The sequence below is a fragment of the Dietzia aerolata genome (assembly GCF_014144865.1).
Lineage (GTDB): Bacteria > Actinomycetota > Actinomycetes > Mycobacteriales > Mycobacteriaceae > Dietzia > Dietzia aerolata.
Map to the genome: position 1 here is coordinate 1 of NZ_JAALDM010000286.1, position 3,888 is coordinate 3,888.

Annotated in this window: 4 protein-coding genes and 1 pseudogene; all 5 read right to left on the minus strand. The window is 65.6% G+C overall.

What is annotated here, in order from left to right; translation table 11 throughout:
• Positions 1-232: pseudogene (locus G6016_RS17000) on the minus strand (hypothetical protein); the annotation flags it as partial.
• Positions 233-434: 202 nt separating this feature from the next.
• Positions 435-854 carry a hypothetical protein gene (locus G6016_RS14970; RefSeq protein ID WP_182633412.1) on the minus strand — a complete coding sequence of 140 codons (420 nt, stop codon included), beginning with the start codon at positions 852-854 and terminating at the stop codon, positions 435-437.
• A gap of 89 nt (positions 855-943) precedes the next feature.
• Positions 944-1,075 carry a putative transporter small subunit gene (locus G6016_RS17360; RefSeq protein ID WP_241730350.1) on the minus strand — a complete coding sequence of 44 codons (132 nt, stop codon included), beginning with the start codon at positions 1,073-1,075 and terminating at the stop codon, positions 944-946.
• Positions 1,076-1,095: 20 nt separating this feature from the next.
• A complete protein-coding gene (locus G6016_RS14975) occupies positions 1,096-2,808 on the minus strand; it encodes a sodium:solute symporter family protein (protein ID WP_380023503.1) in 1,713 nt (570 codons plus the stop codon).
• A gap of 413 nt (positions 2,809-3,221) precedes the next feature.
• Positions 3,222-3,888, minus strand: a 667-nt coding sequence (locus G6016_RS17560) for a MazG nucleotide pyrophosphohydrolase domain-containing protein (protein WP_182633413.1), incomplete at its 5' end; no start/stop codon positions are given.

Here is a 3,888-nt window from a genome sequence, read left to right on the forward strand (position 1 = left end):
GCGCCGGTGCCGGCGCTGGTGCTGGCGCCGGCTGCGGCGGGAGGTGGAACTCCCATTCCAGCGGGTACGGCAACGGCGGGAGCTGCCAAATCGGAATGTCGAAGGGACGCGGCACGACGATCGGATCAACGACCGACCCGACTGCCGGCTGCGCGACGGCGCTGGGGGCCAATCCCACGGCCATCCCAACGGTGATCGATCCGACGACAACGGCGATAGACGTACGTTTCACGATGTTCCTCCGCTTGCCGGCACCGGCAATACATAAATGTTTACCCAGACAATACCCGCTCGGTGACAGTTCACAAATCGAGCGCTACGCTGCGTAAACCTGCGACGCCGACGCCGGAAATAACGAAGTAGCAGGCCTGACCCCACTCGGCCTCAGCAGTTACCCAGGCTGGCGCGGCAGCTGCTCGCGTGAGTCAGGCCGACTATTGACCGGGCGCCGGCCGAGCCTTCCCGGCCGCGGAGCCGGCCGTGGAACCGGCGGCGGTGCCGGACGCGAGCAGCGCGAACACGTGGAGCGCGGCGATCACGCCGACGAACGGCCCGATCCACTCCGGACGCGGCGGCAGCACGATCGTCATGGGGATCCAGATGATCCACCCCGACTGCCACAACCACCGGCCGAACTTCGGCCGATCGGAATGCGGACTCGCCTGCTCCACCGCGAGCGGCTCGACGCGGCGAGACAGTTCCCGCCGATACATGAACGCCAACACCGCGAGCACCACGGCAAGCCCGAGCATCCACCAGATCCGGTCCCACACCGCCGCCAACACCAGCAGCCCGAACACTCCCGCAAGCAGCCCGGAAACAGCGAGGCCGGGTAGCGAACGCGCGCTTGTCATGCACGCGACGCTACCCGGCCGGGCCGGCTCCTCACTGCGGAAAGAGCCGACTTCTCAGGGTCGGAGAACTAGTTCTCAGACACACCGATCTAGATGATCGGATCGCCCTCACGCTTGGCCTCGATCGCCTCGGAGACAAAGCCCCGCACGATCACGATCAAGGTGCCCAGCACGATGACCGGCCAGATCAGCACATAGATGGTCAGCAGAATCGGTGACATCGTCAGCTGCCCTCCTTTTCTTAGACGCGGACCGAGTCGGGGTCGTTGTCGTCGTCGTCAGATTTTCTCGAACCAACCCGGGCGCCGTCACCGGCACCCACGCCGGCCCCGTGACCCGCGTCGGACTCCGTGTCAGCTTCGGCCTCGGCCTCGAGCGCCTCCGCGGTCTCCTCGGTGTCGTAGTCGGCGGTCCGGCGCGCGATCTTGGCGAAGTCGAACTCCATGGAACTACGCACCGACATCGCGTAACAGACGATCGTCGACACCGCGTATGCCACCAGCGAGGCGGTGAGGGTGTCGTAGTCGCGCAGGAAGTTGAACACGAACGGCGCACTGACCACCGCGGCGATCACGCCGACGATGAGCGCCGCACGCGTGCCGAAGAAGCCGAACACCATCAGGCCCAGCACCACGCCGACACCGACCACGGCGAGCGCCTCGATGATCCACGGCGCGAGCCCGGTATCCGGGATCAGGCCGAAGCGGGTCGGGATGAACACAGCCAGCGCCACCAGCACCGATACCGTGAACGCCGAGTTGGTGACCTTCTTCCAGTAGAAGCTCGCGATCACCGGGAACACCAGCGCGCCCCACAGGGCACCGACGAACACCAGCAGGTCGAGGATGTTGAACTTCGCGTTGGCGAAGCCGAGCGCCGCCACCGTCGCCACGATCATGGTGATCCGGCCGATCGTCAGCATCGTGCGCGGATTCGGGACCCGGCCACGGCTACGCATGGACTGGCCGTAGATGTCCGTCATCGCGATCGACGACATGGCCGCCAGATCCGAGTCCGCGGTCGAGGACAGCGAACCGATGATCATGATGAAGAACAGCGCCACCAGCACGCCCGGCAGGTACTCCGCCGCCACCTGCGGGAGCAGGTTGTTCGGATCGCCCTCCACCGGCGTGATGCCCGCGTACAGCCCGAGCACGCCCACCATGCCGATGCCGATAATCGTCGCACCGTAACCGACCGTCGCCGTGATGAACGTCGGCTTGATCAGGTCCTCACGCACCGCGAACAGACGCTGCGCGATGGTCTGGTTACCGATCGCGTACGCCAGCACCGCCGCAATGTACGGCGCGCCCTGGTTGAGGAACGCCTCCGAGGAGAAGAACGACTGCTGCTGCTGCGTCAGGTTCTGCGCACCCGAGGTGAACAGGTCCGTGCCGCCGAGGAAGAAGAACATGGCCGGCACGATGATGACCACCGCGCCCAGCATCGCGAGCACCTGCGCGAAGTCGGTCAGCACCGACGCGCGGAAACCCGACCACAGCGTGTACAGCAGCACACCCGCGGCGATCACGATCACGCCCTGGATGAAGCTGAACGGGCTCAGCATCGCGATCAGCGCGCCACCGGCGATGAAGTTCGACGTCAACGAGATGACGGAACCAAGAATGTTGGATCCCGCCAGCATGAGCTGGGAGGACCGGCCGTGGCGGGCGAACATGACCTCGGCGAGCGTGTGCGCCTGCGGTGCAACCTTCCGGATGCGCTTACCGAAGGGGTAGATGAACAGGATCATCAGGGCACCCCAGAGCCCGTAGTGAATCGGGCCCGACACCCCGTAGAGGTAGCCCGAGTTGACCGAGGCGTACATCGAGGACGCCCAGATCCAGGTCGCGGTCATCGACGCAGCCGAGATACCGAACCCAATTTTGTGACCAGCGGTCATGTAGCTGTCCGCGTTCTCGTCCCGACGCGCGATCCGCATCGACATGAACATCGTCCCGCCATAAAACAACAGCAGGAGAAGTACGACAGCCGTAGCGCTCAATGCAGTAGTGCTGAGCAAGCCGATCTGCCCCCTTTCTCTCTTAATTTGTTATACGAACGTTCAGAGCATAGAGAAGTCTGGGGAGAAACTGAGAACCGTACTGGTCAGACGCTTTGTCAGATGCTCCAAAATTCGGTCCCGAGCCTGTGGGCGCACAGCGGTTCTCGCTCCAGCGCACAGAGGAATTTGCCAACCGGCCAGCGCGTTCGGTCCGGACGCACCTAGACAGACTTTGGAGGATCGGACAAATCACCTGTTCAGGCAGTGCTTCCACGCGTGCCGCGCGGGGCCCTGATCAGCCTCGCCGCGGGGCCCGGGTAGGACGCGGGGCGGGGCTCGGATCAGGTGTGGAGTCGGGCAGATCAGGCGCGGGGCGGGGCGGGCCAGGCGGCGACCCACTCGGCCGCGGTGGCCTCGGCGGCCGGCACTTCTAGCTGCGATTCGGCGGCGCGGACGAGGTCGGCGAACTCCCGCACGACCTGGCGATACGACACCTCGGCCGAACCCGATCCGTGGAAGACACCCACCGGATCCACGTGAACGATGCGCAACTCCTCGGGCACCAGTTCGTCCGGGATCCCGGCGGCCCGTGCACGGCCGAGCACTTTCTGGCCCAGCGCGAGCGCCGGCTGATCCCACGAGATGCCGTCAACGACCCCGCGCGGAGGACGCCCGGCCGCCTCAGCTGCGCGACGCTCGGCATCCTTGGCCTCCTGCCACAGCCGATCCTGCTCGTCGGCGTCCGTGTGCGGGCCGGCGTCGGTGAACCAATAGGGCGCCCGACGACGAAGCTTGTCGAGAAGCGCGCCCGCCACATCCTGGACGTCAAAGGCATCCCCCGACCGCTCCGCACCGATCGCGGCGTGGAACAGCACCTGCAGCAGCAGGTCTCCCAGCTCGGAGACGAGTTCGTCGCGATCGCCGTCAGCCACGGCGTCGACAAGTTCCCAGGACTCCTCGATCAGGTACGGAAGCAGCGACTCGTGCGTCTGCGAAGCCTCCCACTGGCCGTCCCGCCGGATCCTGGTC

Coding starts and splice junctions, on each gene's coding strand:
- G6016_RS17360 (WP_241730350.1), bottom strand. CDS start 1,075: ATGTCACCGATTCTGCTGACCATCTATGTGCTGATCTGGCCGGTCATC.
- G6016_RS14975 (WP_380023503.1), bottom strand. CDS start 2,808: ATGTTCATGTCGATGCGGATCGCGCGTCGGGACGAGAACGCGGACAGC.
- G6016_RS14970 (WP_182633412.1), bottom strand. CDS start 854: ATGACAAGCGCGCGTTCGCTACCCGGCCTCGCTGTTTCCGGGCTGCTT.